We start from the raw sequence: 19991 nt of genomic DNA, 5'->3' as shown, positions 1-19991 counted from the left end.
GAGATCCGGCCTAGACGCGGAGACCGGCAAATATCGGGATCGGGGCTATGCGGACCGTCGTCCAGATCAACACGAGTGTCAAGATCACAGCCGGTGACCAGCGCAACTGATGCCAGAGCACGACGGGTCTTCCACGGGTGCGGGCGGTCGTCCACGAGACGTACGTGAACGCCAGTGCAAGCAGCATCACGAGGCCAAAGGCATTGAAACGCATCGCTGCACCGAAATCGCCGTGGATGAGGCTGTACGCCATCCGAGTGCTACCGCAACCGGGACAATTGACGTTGAACAGCGCTTTGGTCGGACAAACGGGAATGACCCCACCAGGTGTGGTGGGGTCACTCCAGGAGATGAAGCCGCACAGCGCAATTGCCGTGAACGCAACTGCCGCTGGCGCCTTCAGTGCGGCGAGTCGTGATATGTCATCGTTCTCGGTGTCACCACAATTCGGTGTCATTGCAGTTCGGTGTTTGGCCGTCGATCAGTGTCGCCGGTCGGCGTCGGCGGTCACAGGGAACTCGATCCGGCAAGGACGACGACAAAAAGGAAGTACAGAACAGCGACGGCAACACCTGCGCCGACTGACCACAAGGCGAACTTCTTGGCATCGTCAGCTGATTTTCGCGCAGCGTCGAACTGACCTTGCGCCCACAAAGTGTTGACCTGGCTTGATTTGACGATCGAGACGATGCCGAGCGGGAGGCAGCAGAACACTGTCACGAGAATCGCCCAGACCAGATTGTTGTCCGGCGGAGGGCCGACCGGTTGTTGCTGGCCGTAGTACGGGTTCTGCGTCATTGGTCACCTAGCGTTCGGAGAAACAGGGCGTTCGGAGAAACACCCTCTGACGTGCGAAGAGCACGGGCAGGTGACAACATAATCCGTTTCCGAGTGAGTCAGTATCGACTGTTCGTATGACAGAGAATCCGGTTGATTTCTGATTCGGAAGGCGATACCGAAGACGTCAGCGCATGACCTGTACCTGCTCGGCGATATCAGCGGCCAGGGCCATCGCAGTCAGAGCGAGGCCGTTGTTGAGGTCGTATCGCAGATGCCCGACATGGCCGTCCTGGACAGCGCGGACTCGTTTCCACGTGGGCGACTCGGCTTCCACAGCGTCGGGGTTCTGTAGCAAGACGAAGTCGGCCTGGTCGAAGATCGCAAGCTCCTCGAGGCTGTAGAAAGTCGAATCCTTCCGATCAGGTGCGGCATGGGCAGCGTCGGTCAAGACGTTCAAGCCGAGGTCCTGCGCAACCGAGACGGCGAACGTGTTGTTCTGCAGCCAGATCTGACCGCTGTCTGCGCCGGCGATCGCAATCGACTTGCCTTCGAGGAGACCACCGATCTTGGCCCGCGCTTGTGCAAGTTCGGCGTTGTATCGGGCGATGACGCGTTCGGCGACTTCGCGGCGATCGAGAGCCGTGAGCTGCGCGGTCATGGCCTGCTTCCACGACGAGCCCGTCGTGCCCTCGTCGACGACGAGCACCGGTGCGATGTCAGTGCCGAGCAGGCCCTTGTCCTGGTAGTAATTCCACCAGCCTTTCCCGACGACCAAAAGATCGGGGTCGTGGCTCAGTATCGATTCGGCATTCGGTTCGTTGTTCGTCCCACCGAGGCGAGCCGCGCCGGCGGGTACCTGGCGCATGAGTTGAGACTTCGGATCCCAATTGGTCGCGACGATCGGGTACTCGGCAAGTAGTGCAAAATCGAGGGCGCCTCGAGCTTCGAGCACCACGACGCGCTTGGGGTCCCGCGGGAGGCGGTAGGCCTGGTCCGCGACGACGATGTCGACCCACTCGTCGGAGGCTTCGGTGCCGCTGGATTCGCCCGAACATGCAGAGAGTGCGCCTAGAGCACCGAGCGCCGCCGCACCGGCCAGGAATCCGCGTCGTGTCAAGGAATCGATCAGACGGGTGAACTCGCCGTCCACATCTCTTGTCGACGGCAAGGGGGTATCGGTCGCAAAAGGGGACATCGTCGGGTGGAAGGTTTCGGTCGATTCGATCACAGGCATGAGAAGGCGTAGCTCCATCTGATGTTCCGGGCATTGGCAGGTGCCTGACCAACGTATTCGAATTCCGTAGCCGCAGCCTTGCTCGAAAGCGCCAATCGCTCAGCGGATTTGGCCATTCGTCACGGGCTCGTGCCACGGGACTCTCCCCTCGGATTCGGCTCGTTGTGGAGGGGCGCGCCCATCTGATCCGAACTCGAGGTATCGTGGCCGACATGCAGCGCGTCTATTTCTGGTTTAGCAGGCCGGCCCCGGGTGGGCCTGCCGGCGTAACCACGCGCTGACAACCTCCACCCAAGAGCCGGACTACAGACCGGCTCGCTGGAGTTTCTCTTCATCTCTGGGGTCGGCCTGAGAACAGGAAACCGAAAACCCCATGACTGTCACCATCGACACCACCGCAGCTTCGGACAGCCTCGACGATCAGCGCACTGTGAGTATCAGTCCGCTCGTGTCACCGGCGACTGTTCGTGCTCAGCACGCTCCGGACGAGGTCGCGGCCGCCACTGTGCGCACCGGTCGGGCCGACACCATCAACATCCTCAACGGTGACGACGATCGTTTGATCGTCGTAGTCGGTCCGTGCTCTGTGCACGATCCGGAAGCGGCGATGGACTACGCCCGCCGGTTGGCCGCCAAGGCCGAAGAACTGCGGGACGATCTGCACATCGTCATGCGCGTCTACTTCGAAAAGCCGCGCACCACACTCGGGTGGAAGGGCCTGCTCAACGACCCCCACCTCGACGGCACGTTCGACATCAACACCGGGCTCGGTATCGGCCGCAAGTTGCTTCTCGACGTGTCGAGCCTGGGCCTGCCAGTCGGCTGCGAGTTCCTTGATCCGATCATGCCTCAGTACATTGCCGACCTGGTCAGCTACGGTGCGATCGGCGCCCGGACCGCCGCCAGTCAGGTTCACCGTCAGCTGTGCAGCGCGCTGTCCATGCCCGTCGGTATCAAGAACTCCACCGAAGGTGACGTGCAGGTAGCCGTCGACGGCACCCGCGCCGCGGCAGCGAGCCACGTGTTCCCCGGAACGGACCTCGACGGCCAGGCTGCCTTGATCCGTACCGCGGGCAACCCCGACTGCCATGTCATTCTTCGTGGCGGTAGCGACGGACCGAACTACGATGCCGAGACCGTCGCGGACACCCTTGCCCGCCTGCGTAAGTCGAACCTGCCCGAGCGCGTGGTCATCGACGCGAGCCACGGTAACAGCAGCAAGGACCATGAGCGTCAGGTCATCGTGCTCGACGACATTGCCCGACGTCTGACCGAGGGCGAGCAGGGAATCGCCGGCGTCATGTTGGAGAGTTTCATCGAGGCCGGCCGTCAGGACCTGACCTTGGGCAAGGCGGACGAGCTCACCTACGGCCAGTCGATCACCGACGCGTGCATCGACTGGTCCACCACCGCAGCGCAGTTGGATCGTCTGGCGCAGGCCGTTGCGGCTCGGAGGGGCTGACGCCCCCGTGCGCCTTTTTGGTAGCGCCAACTACCAAAAAGGCGCACAGGGCCGCTAGGCCAACACTTCTCGCGTGGCCTCGACCAGGCGTTCCAGCCAGGCATCCGTGCCGACGGCCTGACGCAGTGGCTCGTTGGGCAGTTCGATGCTGACCGGCAGTCCGGCAGGCAAAGTCGACCAGATGTCGGCCAGGGCTATGCCGCCGGTGCCGGGCACCAGACGCTCCTCGCGGGCCTGACGGATCAGCTCTGCGTCCCCAGTGGGAGCGGGGGTCGAACCGTCGCACATCTGGGCGTAGTGCAACCACTCGCGCGGGATGGACGCAAGATCCTCGAGCGTTGTCGCCGAGCGGTCGGTGTGCAATGTGTCGACGAGGACACTGCGAGCCGGACCGTCTGCCGCCGAGACGATCTCGATGGCCGCACGCGCATCGGGCACCGCAGTCCACGGCATGAACTCGAGGGAAGCGACGATGCCGTAGTTCGCGCACAGTTCAGCGAGGCGGGCATAGGAGTCCGTGAGCCGAGCGCGGTCGCGGTCGTCGCCGCCCACCAGAACGGCTTTGGCTCCGAGCTGTGCTCCGGCTTCGAGCAGCGGAGCGTAGTCGGTGGGGTCGAAGTCGGCTGCAAGACGGATGATTTCGAGGTCGAATACCTCGACCGGTGAATCGCCCAGTCGACGCACCAGTTCGTCCAACGACTGCTTGTCCTCGTGCAGAGGGTAGGCCGTCGTACCTGGTGCCGCGGGCATCAGACGGATACCGATGGTGTCGAAGCCGTGCTTTTCAGCTAAGTCGACGTGCTGCATCGGTGCGGTGTCGAGCACTGTGAGGGCTGCCAGTCCGAGTGAGAGTGTCATGCGTGCGCTCCAACTGTCTCGGCTCCGGCCAGTTCCCGGCCGGCCAGGTAACCGAATGTCATGGCCGGTCCGAGGTTGATGCCCCCGGACGGGTAGTGCCCGCCCATCACGCTCGCCTGATCGACGCCGACGGCGAGCAACCCCTCGATGGGGCGGTCGTTGTCGTCGAGCACATGCGACGACGAGTCCGTGACCAGTCCGGCGAAGGTGCCGAAACTCCCTGGCACGACTTTCACCGCGTAGTACGGGCCCTTCTGCAAGGGCGCGAGCGACGGGTTCGGCCACGGATTGGAAGCATCTCCGGAACCTCGGTTGAACGGTGTTGTACCGCGACCGAACTCGGGGTCTTCACCGGCCACGGCCCCGATATTGAAAGCTGCGACGGTTTTCTCCAACTGCACGGGGTCGACGCCGATCTTCTCGGCCAAGTCCCGAAGAGTGCGCCCACGCGTGAGGTACCCCGAGCGCAGGTACGGCTGGATCGGGATCGGCAAGGGCTTCGCCATGCCCAGCGGGAGGTATCGCACATACTGTTGATCGGCAATCAACCACGAGCACACCTCTTCGCCCTCGGGAACCTGCTCGACCATCGCGAGTGTGTAGTCGTGATAGCCGAGTGCTTCGTTGACAAACCGCTTGCCGTTCGCGAGAACTCCGATGACACCGGGCTTTCCGCGATCGAGGATGTGCGGGAACACACCTTCCTTGCCGTTGCGGTAGCGAACGATGGAGACGGGGCAGTACGCGACGGGAGAGGCGAGTGTGCGGTCGAGTCGGCCGCCCACGGATTCGCCGAGGGTGATGCCGTCGCCGGTGGTTGTCTTCGGAGTGAGTGACCAGTGCTCGTTTCCGGTGGGGGTACGGGGGAACAGTTCACGTCGGCGGTCGATGTCCTGGGCGAAGCCGCCGGTGGCCAGTACGACGCCGCGCGTGGCAGTTACCGAGTACGCGCCATCCGGACCTTCGAGGCGGACACCGACAACGCGACCGTCATCGTCAGTCTGCAGCGATGTTGCCGACGTTTTCACCCGAAACTCGACGCCGAGATCGAGCGCTGAGCGAAGCATCATGCCGACAAGCGCAGTGCCGTTGACGAGTTGCTGACCACGACGCTTGGTGGCGAGATCGAACATGTGCTTTGTCACCCGAACACCACAGTGCACAAATGCTTTCGGCGATCGAGTCGAGTGCAGGAATGCCTGCAGGTCGGGCCCGGCCATGATGCCCATGCCGAGGAATGACGTCTCGTACAACTGTCGACGTAGCAGCGCCGCGACGTCGGGTCCGAGCTTTCGCAAGCTCACCGGTTTCGGTCCGACGGAACGATGACCCGTGCCGGCTCCCGGTGTGTCACCGTGAATATCGGCGATCTTGGCTCCGGGAACAAACTTCAGCGCTGTCTTGCGTTCGAAGAACTCGACCATCTCCGGTGCACCGTCGAGAAGAGCATCAACCTTGGCGGCGTCGAAGTTGTCGCCGAGTCGGTTTTCCAGATACGTCCGCGGTGCCGAGCGATCCTCGACAACCCCGTCGGCGATGGCAAACATGTTGCGTGGGGTCCACATCCACCCGCCCGACCAGGCCGTTGCGCCGCCGCAGGTGTCGGCCTTCTCGACAACGAGTACCGACGCGCCGCCATGTGCTGCGGCAATTGCTGTGGAAAGCCCGCCTGCGCCGGAGCCCACGACAACTACGTCGTAGGTGAGGGGGGTACTGCTACTCATTTCTGCTCCTTGGCAGTTGTTGCGAGGGTCGGTGTCGATGTCAGATCGACAACCTTGCCGGTTCGTGACGATTCGTAGATTGCGGCGATGATGGCAAGTGATGCGCGGGCGTCTCGTCCGGTGACGGCGGGTTCGCGCCCGGTCAGGACCGCGTCGGCGAAGTCTTGCACCTGCAAGGTGTGGAAATCGGTCAGTGCCGCATTGACCGCGCCCACATCGAGATTCGCGTCGATGTCGGCAGAGTACGGCGACCGGAACTCCACTTCGCCCGGCACCGTCCAGATTTCGTTGACACCCTCGTGCCCTTCGGGGAACTCGAGGACACTGGCGATGGCACCGGTGCGCCCGATCACCGTGACGCGGTTGCCCAGGTTGTGATTGGCACCCGTTGTCGCTGTGACGGTTGCGGTGCCGCCTGAAGCAAACGAAATCACTGCTGACGCACTGTCTTCCGTCTCGATGTGGTCGCCGTGCGTGTGAGTGCGGATGAAGCCACTGACCGAGACGGCTTCGCCCATGAACCAGGCCAGCATGTCGATCTGGTGCACGGCCTGTGTCATGAGCACGCCACCGCCGTCGGTGTCCCAGCGTCCGCGCCACGCATCGGCCGAGTAGTAACTAGACGGGCGGTGCAGGATCACCGACGCCTCACCGAGCATGGGTAGTCCGATCCGCCCGTCGTCGATGGCGTCGCGGATCCGACGTGCTGCCGGCCAGAATCGGCGTTGGAAGAGCACCCCGAACCTGATACCGGCGCGGTCGGCGGCCTCGATCATGCGGTCGGCGGCAGCAACATCGACTGCGATGGGCTTCTCGCACAAAACATGTACACCCGCTTCGGCAGCGGCCACGACTACCTCTTCATGTACCGGGTGCGGCGTGCAAACGGTGCAGGCGTCGAGTCCGAGGGCGAGAAGTTGCTCCACTGAACTCACGGCTGCGGGAATGCCGTGCGCTGCCGCGAACTCCTGGGCGCGTCCGAGATCGGGATCGCAGCAGCCGATCACCTCGACACCGGGGACTTGTTGCAGCGCGCGGGCATGGTTGCCGGCGATCTTGCCGCAGCCGACGATTCCGACTTTCAACGTCATCAGAAATGTTCCTCTGCTTCGACGTCCCGCGCGGCAGACTCGCCGCGGTCGAGACTGTTCAGTGCTTCGATGTCCTCGCTGGTGAGGGTGACGTCGAGTGCTGCCAGGTTCTCGGCCTGACGCGTCGGGTTCGCTGATCGCGCGACCGGAACCACACCCTGCGCGACGTGCCAAGCGAGGACCACTTGAGCTGGTGTGCAACCGATTCGACCGGCGATCTCGCTCACAACGGCGTTGTCGAGCACGTCACCCCGGCCGAGCGGACTCCACGACTGAGTGAAGATGCCAAGTTCGTCGTTTGCGCGGCGAACCGGGATCCGAGCGAGCGACGGGTCCATCTGAATCTGGTTGACTGCCGGTGCCTCGCCGGTTTCGGCGACGACGCGGCGCAGGTGGAGCTCCAGGAAGTTCGACACACCCACGTACCGAACCAGTCCGGCGTCGCGGCAGGCCAGCATCGACTCGAACGACGCGACATAGCGATCGATTCGCGGGAGTGGCCAGTGGATCAGGAACAGATCCAGCTGGTCGAGTCCCAGTAGTTCCAGACTCTGCTCGAGGGCGCCCCGAATGTCGCCGGAAACCTGGTCGTTGCCACGAAGTTTGGTGGTGACGAACAGTTTTTCTCGCGGCACACCTGATTCCGCCAGCGCCACACCGACTGCGCCCTCGTTGCCGTAGATCGCGGCGGTGTCGATGAGGCGGTACCCGGCCTCGATGCCGGAGAGAACCGAGTTCGTGGCGTCGGCACCGACCAGTGGCCAGGTTCCGAGTCCAATGGGCGGCAATGCAGTTGCCACGGGTGTGGCTGCCTGTGTGGTCATGCGTGAACCTCCTGACTTGCCGCAGCGGCGGCGGTGATCGCGACGGCAACGTCGGCTGCGGTCACGAGTGCGGCATGGATGGACCCGCCGTCACCGCTCGCGTCGCCGACGGTATGTACTCCGAGTCGTGGTGCCAGTGAACGGAGTTCGGCAAGAAGTTCCGAACGCGGCTCGACGCCTTGCGAGATCAGCAGTTCGCCGGGAGCATCGACCTCGCTCAGCACACCGGCCGTCGAAATCGTGACGCGGTCAGCGGCGACTGTGGTGACGATCGAGCTGAGGTAGGTCGTGAGGTTCTCACTTGCGGCCAGGCGCGGCAGCAGCACGATCTTTCCGCGGCGTCCGACGTCGTGCGCGATGGTTTCCTGCGGGCCGATCATCACGACCTGGGTGCCCTTCTGAAGGAGATCGTCGGCGACAGCCGCAGCCTCACGGTCGGCGCCGAAGATGGTGACAGCGGCAGGAGCTGGATTGCCGGAGACGAGGAATTCGCGGACGTCGCGAACGGTACGGGTTGCTGCTCCGGGGAGATCGACCACGGGGCCGACGCCGCCGGCGGCAAGAACTATGGCGTCGAAATCGACACCGGAGAGCAAAGCAGCATCTGCCCGGGTCGAGGTGTGGCAGTGGACCCCGAGTTCAGCCAGTTCCGCGGCGTACCAGTCCACGATCCGTCCATATTCGGGATACTCGTGCAGCTTCGATGCCAGAGCGAAGTCGCCACCGAGGCTGGGTCGCTCGTCGTACAGGTCGACGCGGTGACCGGCAAGTGCGAGGTCGCGGGCAGCGGCCATTCCCGACGGCCCGGCACCGATGACGGCGACCCGCACGGTGGCATCAGCCGGCTTGGTAGGCTGATCCAATTCGCGGCCGACCCACGGGTTGACGGAGCAGGGAATGGGGCCGGCGGCCAGGCTGTCGATGCAGTAGTTGCAGGCAATGCAAGGGCGGTACCGGCCACCGTCGATGGCGCGATTCGGGAAGTCCGGATCTGCGTGCAGCGTACGAGCCATGCTGACGAAGTTCGCCTGCCCGGATTCGATGATCCGCGCAGCGATCTCCGGCGACGTGATGCGTCCGGCCACACCCACCGGGATGTCGAAGTCGCGCTGGTACTGCTCGGAGTACGGCGCGAGGAGACCGCGCGACCATTCACCGGGCTGGATGATCCACTGTCCCGCTTCGTAGTTGCCGGCCGAGACGTCGAGGAAATCGAGTCGGTCGGTGTCGATGGCGCCGATGCGAGCGCGAGTCATCTCGGCGTCGAGTCCGCCGTCGATGCCTTCGAAGGCTGAGAATCGGAGTCCCAGAGTGATTCCCGGTGCGTGCTCGTGGACGGAGGCGATGACCTTGTTGACGAACAAGGTGGGGTCGGCCCACTCGTCGTCGCGGTGATTGTAAGCAGGGGAGAGGAACTGGTGGATCAGATACCCGTGGCCGCCGTGCAGGGAGATGACGTCGACGCCGGCCTGCTGGCAGCGTGCCGCGGCTTCACCGAAACACTCGATGATGTGCTCGATGTCGTCGCCGTCGAGTTGTTCTGGCATCTCGCCGCCGACAACCAAACACGGAATCGGTGTCGGGGCAACGGGAACAAACCCGCTGACAGAACCTTGCGCCGTGCGACCACCGTGGTTGAGTTCGACTCCGACGAGGGCGCCGTGAGCGTGGATCGCGTCGGCCATCTTCTTGATGCCGGGAATCCGTTCGTCGACGTCGACGCCCATCTGCCGGATGCGTCCCTTACCGTCGGCACGCACGTAGCTCGCTTCGGTGAAGATCAGTGCAGCACCACCTTCGGCGCGGCGGGCGAGGTACGCGATGTACTCGTCCGTCATGGTGCCGTCGACTTCGCAGTAGTTGCGTTCCATCGGGGCCGACACGAATCGGTTTCGGAGGCGGACGCTGCCCATGTCGAGAGGTTCGGCGAACGGCGCAGTCACGTTCATCAGTGCTCCTGGTACTTCGCGAGAAAGTAGGTGTTCGGTTGTGCTCATGCGCGTGCCGTCTCGGAGAGCAGCTCGCTCAGATGGCTACGCATGCGATCCGTATCGGCTTCGACACCCGTCAGGAGTGTGAAGGTGTCAGAGGCTTGAGCCACCAGCATCTGGCCACCGTCGAGGACTCGACATCCGAGAGTAATTGCAGCGTCGAGTAATTCGGTGCGCATCGGCCGATAGACGATGTCCGCGACCCACAAGCCCGCGTTGAGCGCCGCGGGGTCGAACGGAGTTCCTGGATGGCCGACCATCCCGATCGGAGATGCGTTGACGACGCCGTCGCACGTCGTCAGGTTGACGGAGATCTCACCGGTCGCCAAAGCCCTTGTGCGCGTGCCAGGGAAGGCCGAGGCGACGCGAGAACACACATCGGCAGCGCGATCGGGATCAATATCTGCGATGCGAAGATCCGTGGTACCGGCGGCGGCGAGTGCGTATGCCACAGCGGAACCCGCCCCTCCTGCCCCGGCAAGCACCACTCGGTCCAAGGCGGCGTCGGGTAAACCGCGTCGCAGTGCGGTGAGGAATCCACTGTGATCGGTGTTGTGGCCGATCAGAAGGCCGTTGTGGACGACAATCGTGTTGACGGCACCGAGCAGTCGGGCATTGTCGGACAGTTCGTCGAGTGCGTCCACGACAACCTGCTTGCACGGATGGGTGATGTTCAGTCCGGTGAAGCCGGCTGCGACGGCGCTCCGCACCACCTCGCCGGTCTTTTCGACCGAGACCGTCAGGTTCTCGAGGTCTACCAGTTCGTAGCTGTAATCGTCGAGTCCGAGTGCTGATGCTTCGTGCGAATGCAGCGCCGGCGAGAGGGAAGTCGAGATCCCGGCTCCGACAAGGCCGATTCGGTGACGTGTGAATTCGGTAGTCATGACATTCTCCTGCATAAGTGGGGACGGCCCCTCGCGGCAATTCAGCGCGAGGGGCCGGTCCGGTCAAGCGTTGTTGCTGGTGAGCTCTGAGTCCTGCTTGATTGGCAGGCTCGGCTTCGGTTGGCCCAGTTCAGCTGTGGGCGTGCGGTACGTTTCCGGTCCGGTCATTGCCGCGATGGCGGAGACGACGGCGAAGCCCAGGCACATCCAGGCAACCGGTGTCCAGTTGCTCTTGTCTCCGGCTGAAATCGCCTGAGCGATAGCCGGTGTGAAGCCGGCAACAAGGAGCCCGAGCATGAGGCTGACGGCCATTCCGGTGTATCGGACCTTCGCGGGGAACTGCTCCGGGAAGTACGCCGGGTACGTGCCGTTGGGCATTGCGTAGAAGATTCCGATCATGACGATTCCCGAAGCGAAGACCATGGGGACGCTTTGGGTTCCGATCGAATGGAAGAAGACGAAGATCATCAGGCCGGCTCCGATCGCGCCGACGACGAAGATGGGCTTGCGTCCGTAGCGATCCGAGAGGATGCCGAACAGCGGCTGAGTCAGTACGGCAACAAAATTGGCGGTCGCGATAGCCCACAGCATCGTGGAGCGTTCGAAGCCGGATTCGACGGCGTACGCCAGAGCGAAGACGTTGACGATGGTGTTGATCATCGCGAAGGTCGAGCTCATGCTGATACGGATCACGGTGCGCCAGTGCGAGCGGAACATCTCGACGACGGGAATCCCGGCCGTCTCGTCCTGTTCCTTGAGTTCTTCGAATACCTCGGGTTCATCCAGGGCACGACGTAGCCACAGGGCAACGACGGTCACGATGATGCTGAGCCAGAAGGGAACTCGCCAACCCCACGAGTAGAGATCTTCGTCGGGCAGGCTCGCCACTGGGATGAATACCAGGCTGGAGACGACGATGCCGAACATGATCCCGCTCATGGTGAACGAGGTGAAGAACGAACGACGGTGATCCGGCGCGTGTTCGAGCGTCAGTGCGGAAGAGCCGGGTGATTCACCGCCGGCAGAGAGCCCTTGAAGTAGGCGAAGCAAGACGAGAATGATCGGCGCGGCGATGCCGATCTGGTCGTAGGTCGGCAGGCAACCGACGATGACCGTCGCAACACCCATGAGGAGCAGGCAGGCGAGAAGCGCGTTCTTGCGTCCGTACCGATCGCCGAGGTGACCCCACAGCACCGCGCCGAGCGGGCGGGCGACGTAGGCGACACCTAAGGTGCTGATCGAGAGCAGGGTTGCCGTTGATCCGCCGCCGGGGAAGAAGATCTTGGGGAACACCAGCGCGGCCGCGGAGCCGTAGATGAAGAAGTCGTAGTACTCGAGGGTGCTGCCGAGGAAGCCCGAAACGGCGGCGCGGCGCGCGTTCGCATTCGGATGTTCCTCGGTCGAGTTCGTGGATCCGGTGGAGGTGATCGGAGGTGCCATGTGAAGTCCTTTCGTCCCGATGGGCCGGCCGTGGCGGCACGTTTGGAGATGCACCACGCATCGGTGACGTCCCTCACCTTTCGGCGGCTGAGACGACAGTGCCACGAAGGACTATGGCGCGTCCAACACTAAATGAGTCTCAGATAATGACGTTTTCGGTCTCAATCTCCGGCGTCGGCAGAATTTCCTCGGATGTCTCCAATGCGACGGCGAGCGCATCGGTCATGTGCCGCGGTGACCAGGCAATTCCGTGATTCATGAACGTCGGCTCGCCGGTGAGTGGGACGAACACACTGCCAGGTGGGGTGATAGCAGCCATGCCGGACGTCATCAGCGCTACACCGACGCCGGCGGCAACGAGCATCAGGATCATGTACGGATCGGTGATCTCCTGGACGACGCGAGGCCTGAAGTCTGCGTTCATGCAGGCGCGCATCGCGGTTTCCTGGAGGGCCGAGCCGGCCGAGAGCGGGGTGGTCACGAATCCGTCGTCGGCCAATTCGCGGAGGTCGATCGCGTCTCTCTCTGCGAGGGGATGGTCGATCGGAAGCACAGCGCCGAATGCCTCTCGTCGGATGAGTCGCGTAGACAGTGATGCGGATTCCACGGGTAGTCCGACGAAGGCGAGATCGAGGGCGCCGCTCTCGAGTTGAATGACCGCGTCGCGCGTCATGATCCGGCCGAGGAGTGTCAGTTCGACTTCCGGATAGCGCTGACGCAACGCGCGTGTCAGTGGCGGAAGTGCTTGATAGTTGAGCACTCCGGTGAAACCGATCGTGACTCGTCCGTAGACGCCTCCCGACGACGCGCGCGTAGCGTGTCGTGCCGTCTCCATGTTCTCGATGACGCGATAGGCGTGGGGGAGAAAGGCATGTCCGCCGGATGTGAGTGCGACGCTGCGAGTGCTTCGTTCGAACAACTTGACGCCGATGTCCTTTTCGAGCTTTCGGATCATCTGGCTGAGCGGCGACTGGGCCATCTGGAGCCGTGATGCGGCCCGCCCGAAGTGAAGTTCTTCCGCAACCGCGACAAACGCGTGCAACCAGCGGGTTTCCATCGGCAAGGCCTCCAGGTATTTGACGTTGACAACAAACGCCATATATTCAGAATTTCTACACAGTGTGACGGCAATTATGCCTGTTTGCAACATAAATTGAGTGCGAAGCGCACAGAAACTGAGGAGTGAATGCGATGCAGGGTTACCCAGAGGGTGTCACCGCGCTCGTTACGGGCGGTGCGAGCGGAATCGGCGCCGCAAGTGCAAAGCTGTTGACGGAGAAGGGAGTTCGGGTGGTAACGGCAGATCTTGCCGAAGGCGCGGACGAACAACTCGACGTGAGTGATCCCACAGCGGTCGATGCGCTTCGAACCAGACTCGGCAGAGTCGACATCTTGATCAACAGTGCGGGAATCGTCGGACCATCAGCGCCACTCGTCGACGTAGATCTTGTGGCTTGGCAGCGTACGTTCCGGATCAACGTCGAAGGGACCTTCCTGATGTGCCGGGCGTTCGTGCCGGGAATGGTTGCGTCGGGGTGGGGACGGGTCGTCAATCTCGCGAGTATTGCGGCCAAGGACGGAAACCCGAATCAGAGTGCATATTCCGCGTCCAAAGCGGCAGTCGTCGCGCTGACGAAATCGCTCGGCAGAGAGGTCGCCACCACCGGTGTGCTGGTCAACGCGATAGCTCCGGCGGCGGTGGAAAGTCCTATGAATGCCGGCACCGATCCGGCCATCCTCGCCCGTTCGCAGTCTTTGACGCCGATGGCACGGATGGGGAAGGCGGACGAAATCGCCGAACTGATCTCCTGGCTGTCGTCGTCGGCGGTGAGTTACTCGACCGGCGCCGTGTACGACGCCAGCGGCGGCCGCGCAACATACTGAATTACCTTCTGGGAGAAATCGATCAGAACTCGAGCAGTGACTGCCACAGTTCGCGAGATGCGTCCTGGTACTCGAGCATGTGCGAGATCAGTTCACGCAGTGGCTGCGTCGGTTCGAGTTCTTCCGGAAGGAGCGGATTGCGCACGATGACCGCGATCACCGCGCTGCCCAGAGCAAGTGATTCGCGGGCCGCCTCCTCGCGACTGATTGTCGCCAGGCGTGTTTGCGCCTGTGTGAGTGCTTCACGGGCCTCGGCGATGTCGGCCAACAGTGCTTCCGAGTTCCAGAGTGTGCGGATTGTCGAATCATCCTCGGGGGCAAGGTGAGCGATTTCCATGACGGCCGATTCGGGGGCGGCGCCGAGTCGGCGGAGAGTGCGGCGGGCGCTGTCCGTGCCGCCGAGCAGATTGTTCGGGCGGACGGCGAGTGTGGGCTTCCACTCCTCGTAGCCCGCCAGGCGCAGCGCCTGATCGTGTCTTCGGGCGGCGGTGCGGTCGCTACGTTTGAGCGCTGAGTGCTCGACGGCTATCCACGTGCCGTCCCAGGGGCGTATGCGATCGGTACGAGTTCGCCACCCCTCGACCTCGCTGTAGGTGGGGATGCCGTCCGGGTTGAGGACGTACGTTCCACGAGCGGTACGACGCAGTTTGTTCTCTCGGCACAGGCGGCCCGCTGCCACGCGAATGCTCGATGCGCTGACGCCGACGATCTCGCCGGCCCGGGTCAGCACAGCGGTGCTGAACTCGGTGTCCGGGCTCGCTGTTGCGAGGTCCAGCACAACTCGGGTTGCGGACATTCCTCGATCAGTTTGTAACAACTTTTGAACAACTCCTGACAAATTCTGTTACAAGTGGCATGGTGGGTACCGGGAAACCTTATCCGCGAGCAGTGAGGAAATATCGTGACCGACTCCGATCGACCAGGTGGCGATGTCTATGTGGAGCGTGACGGTGGCGTCACTGTCATCGTGATGAATCGCCCTGATCGCAAGAATGCGGTGGACGGGCCGATGGCGGCGCAGTTGCGTGATGCCTTCCTGGAATTCGAGTCGGACGAGAGTCAGAAGGTGGCAATTCTGTGGGGTGCGGGCGGCACATTTTGTGCCGGTGCGGATTTGACCGCAGTCTCCGACCCCGCGCGCGTGCACGAGTTGCATCCGGAAGGCGGCGGCACCGGCCCGATGGGGCCGAGTCGGTTGGTGTTGTCCAAACCGTTGATCGCCGCCGTCAGTGGATACGCAGTGGCCGGAGGGCTCGAGCTTTCATTGCTCGCGGACCTGAGGATCTGCGAGGAGGATTCCGTGTTCGGAGTCTTCTGCCGGCGCTGGGGAGTTCCTCTCATCGACGGCGGGACCGTGCGACTGCCGCGAATCGTCGGGCAGGGGCGAGCGCTCGACATGATCTTGACCGGTCGCCCGGTCGACGCTTCGGAGGCGTTGGCCTTCGGACTGGCCAATCGTGTTGTTCCAGTGGGGCAGTCACTCCAGGTAGCCAAGGAGCTTGCGCACCAGTTGTCCGCTTTCCCACAACTCTGCATGCTCGCGGATCGCGCATCGGCCTACCGATCTTTTGATCTACCACTTGCCGAAGCACTGCGCGCCGAGGGTGTCGCAGGAAATCCCATTGTCATCGCCGAAGGTGTGCGCGGCGCTGCTGCGTTCGCCGCGGGCGCCGGCCGGCACGGCCGATTCGAGAACAACCCGAATTCGAACGAGGAAACTGAACCATGATGCCCGTAACCCGAGATCTGATCGCCCGTGGTGCGCGACAGCACGGACCGCGAACAGCCGTCGTCTTCGGCGATCGATCGATGACGTTCACGGAAGTGGACGAACTCAGCAGCCGATTGGCGCATACATTCATCGCGCTCGGTATCGGGCGTGGCGCACGGGTTGCGTTGCTGGTCAACAACTCTCTTGCCAGCGTGCCTGTCGATTTTGCGTGTGTCAAAGCCGGCATCAACAGGGTTCCGCTCAACTCGCGACTCTCGCTCGACGAGCACGCACGAATGCTCGAGGACACCGACACCTCGCACGTCGTTTTCGGTACTGACCTTGCCGGCCGAGCTGCTGAACTGTCCGCCAGGTTCCCGGATCGGACGTTCGTCGGGCTGGAAACAGGTGCGGAGGGGCAGCTTTCGCTGTTGGATCGAGCACAGGGCATGTCTTCGGCCACTCCGGACGTCGCGGTAGATCCCGACGACGTGATCCTGACGCTGTTCACTTCCGGGACCACGGGAACGCTGAAGGCCGCGCAGCACACTCAGCGCAGCTACGCCGGAATCTGCCGCAATGTTCTGCTCAATCTGCTTCCGGCGACTCAGGACGACACGATGTTGCACGCAGCATCACTGATTCACGCCAGCGGTGTCTTCGTGCTTCCGTTCTGGCTACGTGGCGGTAAGACCGTCATCCTCCCCGGTTTCGACCCGTCGACCTTCTTGGACTCGATAACCGAGCATCGGGCTACGGCAATCAATCTGGTGCCGACGATGATTCAGATGCTCCTCGAACGCCCTGATTTTGCGAGCGCAGACATCTCGAGTCTGAAATCCGTGATCTACGGTGCGTCGCCGATGCCGCTGGCCACCATCGAACGGGCGATGCAGGCGTGGGGGCAACACCGTTTTCTCCAGTACTACGGGCAGACCGAGGCACCGCTGTGTATTGCAGTCTTACGGCCCGAAGATCACACGGAAGATCGCCTGCTGTCCTGTGGTCAGCCGGCCATCGACGTCGAGATCAGGCTGCTCGACGGTGAGGGAAACGAAGTGCCCCAGGGAGAACCGGGTGAAATCGTGATCCGCTCGCCATCGGCGATCGCCGGATACTTCAATGCACCGGAACTGAATGCGGAGACCTTCACCGAAGACGGCTGGGTTCACACCCGTGACATCGGTCAGTTCGACGCCGAAGGATTCTTGTTCTTGAAGGACCGAGCTTCGGACATGATCATCAGCGGCGGATACAACGTCTACCCCCGTGAAGTCGAGGATGCACTCCTGACGCATCCGTCTGTCCGTGAGGTCGCCGTGGTGGGTACCGCCGACGCCAAGTGGGTGGAGGCGGTCACGGCTGTGGTGGTACTCGAGGACGGGACCGTCGAAAACGACGTACTGCAAGCATCATTGGTCGCGCACGTCGGCGAGCGACTGGCGTCGTACAAGAAGCCGCGTCGGGTTGTTTTCGCAGAATCCATACCGAAGACGGCCGTCGGCAAGCTCAATCGGAAGGCGCTGCGAGACGAACTCCGCGACGCTATCTAACTCCGCGAGTGCGGAATTGAACGCTGATTCTCGGCCCGAGGGCCCGCGCACTCTTCGGGACACAGTGTTCCCACGTGCGTTGGCAGGATCCGCCCATGACGAGTAGATCTCCGTGTCCGAGATTGAAGCGGATGGATTCGCCGCCCCCACGAGGGCGCAATAGGAGCGGGCGAGCCGCACCGAGAGACAGGATGGCCACCATCGTGTCCTCGGTGCGACTTCGTCCCGTATCGTCCCCGTGCCAGGCAACGCTGTCGGAACCGTCGCGATAGAAACACAGACCCGACGTGGCGAATGGTTCACCGAGTTCGTCGAAGTAGTGACTGCTCAGCGCTTCTTTGGCTTCGGTGAGAAGTGCGTCCGGCAGTGGTTGATTCTCTGCGTAGAAACACACCAGACGAGGGACGTCGACAACGCGGTCGTACATCTGACGCCGTTCGGAACGCCACGGCACCGTGGCTTCCAGATTGTCGAACACGGCCTCCGATCCGGTGAGCCAGGCCGGGCGATGGTCGACCCATGCGCCGGCGGTGAGAATACGTCGCTGCACCGTGCCGTCGAGATCGGCCAAAGAAACGCCGAGGTCACCGTTGTCGAACAGAGACGGTTGCATCGTGGCGGTCATAGGCTCCACCGTACACCGAAATCGAACATATGTTCCCATGAATTTTGATTGCAGTGCTGGACGGCTGTTCATCCTTGCTGGGTGATGTCCGTCGGCGTGAAGCTTTGAATACTGTTCTCACGCTATTTCGCCGAAGAAGGGGATGTCATGACTGCTCCGCACCAATCTCATGCGAACCATCCTGTCCGACAAGGCTTTGCCATCGGGACCACGGTGGCGGCAGCATGCCTGCTCTTCGTCGCGGGAATCGTCGCGTTGCTGCAGGGCATCGCGGCTCTCGCAGACAACGACCTGCTGATCGTCGGAGTCAACTACACCTTCGAATTCGATGTCACGACATGGGGTTGGATCCACATCGTGCTCGGAATCATCGGCATCGCGGTGTCGCTGGGATTGTTCGTCGGCATGACGTGGGCCCGCGGCATGGCCTTCGTGATCGCGGCGCTCTCGATCGTGGCGAATTTCCTGTGGATGCCGTATTACCCGCTGTGGTCGATCGTGATCATCGCCCTCGACGTCGCCGTGATCTGGGCCGTCGCGACCTGGCGACCTGACGAGGTGTGATTCTCTGACCGAAGTGAGTGGTTCACCTGCGACAGGTGAACCACTCACTTCGCTGTGTCCGGGCCTCCACGGTTGGCCTCATCCCTACGCGGCGTCAGCGCCGTTTCGGTGACTCGCGATCCTGGTTCTCGCGCGGACGCATGTCCTTCGTCGATCGGTGTGGGAAGCCATGGATCATCGAGCAAGAGATCCAGCAGATCACTACCGTTGCGATTCCGAGTCCGATCGACGCGAATGGTTCCTGCGTAGCCAGCCAGACGCTCAGTCCGATTGCCGTCCCGACGATCAGAATCAGGATGGTGTCGAGTCGTGTCGTTTGCATCGAAATCATCGCCTGGCACAGATAGTTTCTGGCGGCCCGCTGGTTTTGGCGGCCCGCCGCCCGGCGAGTGACAGCCGGGGGCAGACCTTGCGCGGCTGACCCCTCGCTCTGGAAATCGCCGCCGCAAGTGATCAATACCCGCGAAATTCGTCTGCGAAACTCTTGGCAGGAAGAACAGGACCTTATGCCTCAAGGCCCGACATGCCGGGCCTTGACTATGACGTAGCGTCATAGTTAATGCTGTTCGTATGCGAATCAGCGACGTGGCCAGTGCGGCAGGCACCACTCCGCGGACCGTTCGGCACTATCACCGACTGGGGTTGCTGGCCGAGCCGAGACGACTGTCCAACGGTTACAGAACTTACGAACTTCCCGATCTGGTCAGGCTGATGCGCATTCGTTGGCTCACCGCCGCCGGCATTCCACTCGGATCCATTGCCGCGATGATCGAACCGACGCCGATCGATGCACGAGAACCGGACGACTTCGCCGAAGATCTTTCCTCCCTGATCGCGGAGATAGACCGGAAGCAGCGCGTCCTCGCAGACCAGCGAGTGCGCCTCCAGGAAATGCTCACGGCGCGAGGTGCTGGGAGGGTGGTCTCGCCGCTTCCGATGGAGCTGCTGTCGGCGTTCGACGAGTTGATCGCGTCGTCCCCCACGGGTTCGGTGCGACGCTTGTTCGAGCGCGAACGTGACATGTGGGAATTGGTGGCGATCTCGGGAGCAGCGCCACACGAACTGTTCTCCACGGCTGCGCGATTGCTGTCCGACGAGGGCGACCGGAAGAGAATTGTCGATCTGTACCGTCGTTTCGCCGCTCTGGCTGGGCGCGAGGTAGCCGAGGTTGCAGACGAGATCGCGTACTTGTCGGACGAACTGGAGGAATCACTGGACGGGGTGCTCGGCGATGTGTACGCAGACGGAGACTCCGCAGGCGTGGGATTCTCGGTTGGGATCGCTGATCTGGTGCCTGATTCAGCGCAACGTGAAGTGGTCGCGCGCGTCGCAACACGTCTCATGTCAGGCGGTACGGCGTGATCCG

At 62.6% G+C, this 19991-nt stretch carries 20 protein-coding genes; 6 read left to right on the top strand and 14 right to left on the bottom strand.

Annotation, left to right across the window (positions count from 1 at the left end):
• Positions 1 to 10: 10 nt before the first annotated feature.
• The 3 genes from QRN54_RS10920 to QRN54_RS10910 form a co-directional block, all read right to left on the bottom strand.
• Positions 11 to 457: a DUF2752 domain-containing protein gene (locus QRN54_RS10920; protein WP_064443831.1), complete on the bottom strand. Its 447-nt coding sequence runs from the start codon at positions 455 to 457 to the stop codon at positions 11 to 13.
• Between the two features lie 50 nt (positions 458 to 507).
• Positions 508 to 798, bottom strand: coding sequence for a CD225/dispanin family protein (locus QRN54_RS10915; protein WP_003940575.1), 291 nt, complete (start codon positions 796 to 798; stop codon positions 508 to 510).
• A gap of 166 nt (positions 799 to 964) precedes the next feature.
• Positions 965 to 2014: an ABC transporter substrate-binding protein gene (locus QRN54_RS10910; RefSeq protein ID WP_064444222.1), complete on the bottom strand. Its 1050-nt coding sequence runs from the start codon at positions 2012 to 2014 to the stop codon at positions 965 to 967.
• Between the two features lie 373 nt (positions 2015 to 2387).
• Here QRN54_RS10910 and QRN54_RS10905 point away from each other — a divergent pair, with 373 nt between their 5' ends.
• On the top strand, positions 2388 to 3476 hold the full coding sequence (locus tag QRN54_RS10905; protein ID WP_003940571.1) for a 3-deoxy-7-phosphoheptulonate synthase: 1089 nt from the start codon (positions 2388 to 2390) through the stop codon (positions 3474 to 3476).
• Positions 3477 to 3530: 54 nt separating this feature from the next.
• Here QRN54_RS10905 and QRN54_RS10900 read toward each other — a convergent pair whose 3' ends face one another.
• The 8 genes from QRN54_RS10900 to QRN54_RS10865 form a co-directional block, all read right to left on the bottom strand.
• Positions 3531 to 4334, bottom strand: coding sequence for a sugar phosphate isomerase/epimerase family protein (locus QRN54_RS10900; RefSeq protein WP_285182017.1), 804 nt, complete (start codon positions 4332 to 4334; stop codon positions 3531 to 3533).
• Positions 4331 to 6058, bottom strand: coding sequence for an FAD-dependent oxidoreductase (locus QRN54_RS10895; RefSeq protein ID WP_003940036.1), 1728 nt, complete (start codon positions 6056 to 6058; stop codon positions 4331 to 4333). The genes QRN54_RS10900 and QRN54_RS10895 overlap by 4 nt, the downstream gene beginning before the upstream one ends.
• Entirely contained in the window at positions 6055 to 7149 is a 1095-nt protein-coding gene (locus tag QRN54_RS10890) for a Gfo/Idh/MocA family protein (RefSeq protein ID WP_118603293.1), read from the bottom strand. The genes QRN54_RS10895 and QRN54_RS10890 overlap by 4 nt, the downstream gene beginning before the upstream one ends.
• The gene (locus QRN54_RS10885) at positions 7149 to 7973 is read right to left on the bottom strand and encodes an aldo/keto reductase (protein ID WP_118603296.1); all 825 of its coding nucleotides are present in this window, start codon (positions 7971 to 7973) and stop codon (positions 7149 to 7151) included. Before QRN54_RS10885 ends, QRN54_RS10890 begins: the two co-directional genes overlap by 1 nt.
• Positions 7970 to 9922: an oxidoreductase gene (locus QRN54_RS10880; protein WP_285182228.1), complete on the bottom strand. Its 1953-nt coding sequence runs from the start codon at positions 9920 to 9922 to the stop codon at positions 7970 to 7972. The genes QRN54_RS10885 and QRN54_RS10880 overlap by 4 nt, the downstream gene beginning before the upstream one ends.
• Positions 9923 to 9966: 44 nt before the next feature.
• On the bottom strand, positions 9967 to 10848 hold the full coding sequence (locus QRN54_RS10875; RefSeq protein ID WP_285182016.1) for a shikimate dehydrogenase: 882 nt from the start codon (positions 10846 to 10848) through the stop codon (positions 9967 to 9969).
• Positions 10849 to 10911: 63 nt separating this feature from the next.
• The gene (locus QRN54_RS10870) at positions 10912 to 12288 is read right to left on the bottom strand and encodes an MFS transporter (RefSeq protein WP_047270985.1); all 1377 of its coding nucleotides are present in this window, start codon (positions 12286 to 12288) and stop codon (positions 10912 to 10914) included.
• A gap of 139 nt (positions 12289 to 12427) precedes the next feature.
• Positions 12428 to 13345, bottom strand: coding sequence for a LysR family transcriptional regulator (locus tag QRN54_RS10865; RefSeq protein WP_285182226.1), 918 nt, complete (start codon positions 13343 to 13345; stop codon positions 12428 to 12430).
• 134 nt (positions 13346 to 13479) lie between these two features.
• Between QRN54_RS10865 and QRN54_RS10860 the strand changes: the two genes are divergently transcribed.
• Complete coding sequence (locus tag QRN54_RS10860; RefSeq protein WP_099698086.1) at positions 13480 to 14172, top strand: SDR family NAD(P)-dependent oxidoreductase; 693 nt, start codon at positions 13480 to 13482, stop codon at positions 14170 to 14172.
• A gap of 22 nt (positions 14173 to 14194) precedes the next feature.
• Here the strand turns inward: QRN54_RS10860 and QRN54_RS10855 are convergent, their stop codons facing one another.
• The gene (locus QRN54_RS10855; RefSeq protein ID WP_285182014.1) at positions 14195 to 14968 is read right to left on the bottom strand and encodes a hypothetical protein; all 774 of its coding nucleotides are present in this window, start codon (positions 14966 to 14968) and stop codon (positions 14195 to 14197) included.
• A gap of 105 nt (positions 14969 to 15073) precedes the next feature.
• Here QRN54_RS10855 and QRN54_RS10850 point away from each other — a divergent pair, with 105 nt between their 5' ends.
• The gene (locus tag QRN54_RS10850) at positions 15074 to 15901 is read left to right on the top strand and encodes a crotonase/enoyl-CoA hydratase family protein (RefSeq protein WP_003939849.1); all 828 of its coding nucleotides are present in this window, start codon (positions 15074 to 15076) and stop codon (positions 15899 to 15901) included.
• On the top strand, positions 15898 to 17436 hold the full coding sequence (locus tag QRN54_RS10845) for a class I adenylate-forming enzyme family protein (RefSeq protein ID WP_256082631.1): 1539 nt from the start codon (positions 15898 to 15900) through the stop codon (positions 17434 to 17436). The genes QRN54_RS10850 and QRN54_RS10845 overlap by 4 nt, the downstream gene beginning before the upstream one ends.
• Here QRN54_RS10845 and QRN54_RS10840 read toward each other — a convergent pair.
• Positions 17429 to 18061, bottom strand: a complete 633-nt coding sequence (locus tag QRN54_RS10840) for an alpha-ketoglutarate-dependent dioxygenase AlkB (RefSeq protein ID WP_204855459.1) — start codon at positions 18059 to 18061, stop codon at positions 17429 to 17431. The two genes, QRN54_RS10845 and QRN54_RS10840, sit on opposite strands and share 8 nt — an antisense overlap.
• A gap of 147 nt (positions 18062 to 18208) precedes the next feature.
• Here QRN54_RS10840 and QRN54_RS10835 point away from each other — a divergent pair, with 147 nt between their 5' ends.
• The gene (locus QRN54_RS10835) at positions 18209 to 18625 is read left to right on the top strand and encodes a DUF7144 family membrane protein (RefSeq protein WP_003940106.1); all 417 of its coding nucleotides are present in this window, start codon (positions 18209 to 18211) and stop codon (positions 18623 to 18625) included.
• 94 nt (positions 18626 to 18719) lie between these two features.
• Here the strand turns inward: QRN54_RS10835 and QRN54_RS10830 are convergent, their stop codons facing one another.
• The gene (locus QRN54_RS10830; protein ID WP_020970523.1) at positions 18720 to 18947 is read right to left on the bottom strand and encodes a hypothetical protein; all 228 of its coding nucleotides are present in this window, start codon (positions 18945 to 18947) and stop codon (positions 18720 to 18722) included.
• A gap of 248 nt (positions 18948 to 19195) precedes the next feature.
• On the opposite strand from QRN54_RS10830, the gene QRN54_RS10825 reads away from it, so the two are divergent.
• Entirely contained in the window at positions 19196 to 19987 is a 792-nt protein-coding gene (locus QRN54_RS10825) for a MerR family transcriptional regulator (protein ID WP_042921734.1), read from the top strand.
• Positions 19988 to 19991 lie beyond the last annotated feature (4 nt).

It is taken from the genome of Rhodococcus sp. MEB032, from assembly GCF_030208925.1.
Lineage (GTDB): Bacteria > Actinomycetota > Actinomycetes > Mycobacteriales > Mycobacteriaceae > Rhodococcus_F > Rhodococcus_F qingshengii.
The sequence above is the reverse complement of the archived record's forward strand: the minus strand, read 5'-3'. Positions and strand labels throughout refer to the sequence as shown.